3 protein-coding genes are annotated in these 2,347 nt (G+C 62.5%); all 3 read left to right on the forward strand.

The window, feature by feature from the left end; genetic code table 11:
* The coding region (locus tag CVA01_RS15030) for a hypothetical protein (RefSeq protein WP_218024600.1) at window positions 1–614 on the forward strand (614 nt) is incomplete at its 5' end.
* 194 nt (window positions 615–808) lie between these two features.
* Window positions 809–1,504, forward strand: coding sequence for an LppP/LprE family lipoprotein (locus CVA01_RS14595; protein ID WP_006822415.1), 696 nt, complete (start codon window positions 809–811; stop codon window positions 1,502–1,504).
* A 75-nt stretch (window positions 1,505–1,579) separates the two neighbouring features.
* On the forward strand, window positions 1,580–2,347 hold a 768-nt coding region (locus tag CVA01_RS14600), incomplete at its 3' end, for a glycoside hydrolase family 19 protein (protein ID WP_373862691.1).

The raw sequence follows: 2,347 nt of genomic DNA on the forward strand, positions 1-2,347 counted from the left end.
CCCGCCGCCGGGCCGCCGACGACGGGGTGATCGCCAGTCGGGTCGTCGAACTTCCCGCCCTGCCGATGGAACCGACCTACACCCGCACCGGCGTCATCGAATGGCTGCGTGGCAACCCGCGACGACTCGCTGATGTCGCCGGGGCACTGCCCGACAGTGAGGACGCCGCCCGGATGCTCGACACCGCCCGACGTCGGCTGCGCGATCACGGAGTGCGCACCGAGGACGACCGGATCGCGGAGTCCCGGGCGCTGCAGAACCGCGAGCGGGAGCAGCGGGAGCGCCATGCTGTGGTCCAGGAGATGGAGCGTCTGCGTCAGGAGAACCGGAGACTGCGCGCGGAGCTCGACCGGAGCCGCGAGAGTGACCGAATGACACAGCCGTCGGGATCGCCGGCACCGGCAAGTTCCGGCCGGACGATGTCTGCGACAGGGCGGGACGGGGCGAGGCCCACATCGCCCCGGACGGCGTCCAACTCGACTGGAACACCACTACCGTCGGTCGGTTTCCGGGCCGTCGAGGTGAGTGGGCGGACGTTCCATGTGCCCGAGGGATGGCCCCGGGCGAGGGTCCGGAAGTGGTGCCGAAGCCACCCCGACGAGGCGGTCGGGTGAGTGGAACTCCGCCCCCTCACGGTTGCGCGACGAGTCGACTATTTTCATGCCAACGACTCTTTGGAGTAATGGTGCCAGAGGTGTGTGGTGTTTTTCCGCGATAGACCAGCATGGTGCTGCACTGCTTCTTCGACGAGAGGTGTCCGGCCCTTCTTCGACGAGAGGTGTCTGGCCCGAAACGTACGGTGGAGTCCATGAGGAACATCAGAACACTTCCAAGAACCGCGAGTGCTGGCCTGATCGCCGCTGGGTGTGCAGCATCCCTTCTGGTGGGCTGCTCGTCAGATGATGGGGCCGGGGAAAGCACCGAAACGACCGTCACTGACACGATCACTCAGCAGCCAGCTAGCACGCCATCACAGCCAGAAAGCGCCACCGGTCGTGCGCCAACACCAGACGGAGGAGCGGGCGATGGCTCCTGCGCAGATGCTGCGGTCACTAACCCGCTCGTCGGGGAACAGCCGATCCCGGTGCATTTTGCCAACGTTGACGACTCCGATGTCAGCTTCTACTACACGGCGACGGAGGGCCAACCAGACCCCTGCACCCCCTTGAGCTGGGTGAAGCTCGCTGGAACCAACGGAGCAGGAGGCCCCGGAGCAACCGCCGGAAGCGACAGGGAGACCGTTGCTCTGTTCGGGGACGGGCGGCTGATCACCGACCCGGCCCCTATTCTCGCACGTCAGATCGAATCTATCGAACAGGTGGACGATCGAACTGTCCGAGTCAACTACGCGTTCTATACTGAAGCTCCAGCTGTACTGAACGAGACGGACGCCGGTAGTGCGACCTTCCATTGGGACGGTGACCAGCTAGAAGTCACTGAAAACACGCTGCCTGCAAGCCAGAACGATACGGCGGAGACGCTCGATATGAGCGGCGTTATGTAGTTCACCTGTTGCATCCAATCGAACATCTCGCTACTGTTGGCGTCGTAGCATTCGAACACATGTTTGGAGGTTTACATGGATGCACAGACACTCAGCGCCGCCATGGGAGGCAGCGTTGATCAAGCGAGATACGAACAGCTCGTCGGGCCGTTCAACAAGGCGATGCGGGATGCCGACATCACCAACGTCAACCGGGCCGCGATGTGGTGCGCACAGGTCGGTCATGAGTCCAGCGGGCTGCTCTACTCTGAGGAGATCGCTGACGGATCGGAATACGAGGGCCGTGAAGACCTCGGCAACACTCAGCCAGGTGATGGTCCCCGCTTCAAAGGACGCGGTCCGATCCAGCTGACCGGTAGGAACAACTACACCCAGTGCTCGCAGTGGGGTTTTGAGCAGGGGATCCTTCCCTCTCCGACGTTCTTCGTCGACAACCCTGAGGCGGCGGCGTCCGATGAATACTTGTTCGTCGGATCGGTCTACTACTGGATCGTTGCTCGCCCGAATCTCAACCAGCTCTCCGACAATCAAGACCTCGAGGGAGCAACCCAAGCAATCAACGGCGGATACAACGGTCTGGAAGACCGTCGCGCCCGCTACCAGAACTGCCTGAACCTCGGAGAAGCACTGCTTCCCGACAACAACGAGGAGGAAATCGACATGGCAACAGTCGAAGACATCAACTTCAAGCTCGACCTCATCCTGGACCAGATGGCCGGCCCGGAGAAGGATCAGGACGGCAACCCCGCATGGACCGGTTGGTCCCAGCTGGGTCGCAAGACCCTGATCGACGCTATCGCTGACATCCGTAACCGGGTGCTGCGCTGGAAAATGTACGTGCCC

It is taken from the genome of Corynebacterium variabile, assembly GCF_006539825.1.
Taxonomy (GTDB): Bacteria; Actinomycetota; Actinomycetes; order Mycobacteriales; family Mycobacteriaceae; genus Corynebacterium; species Corynebacterium variabile.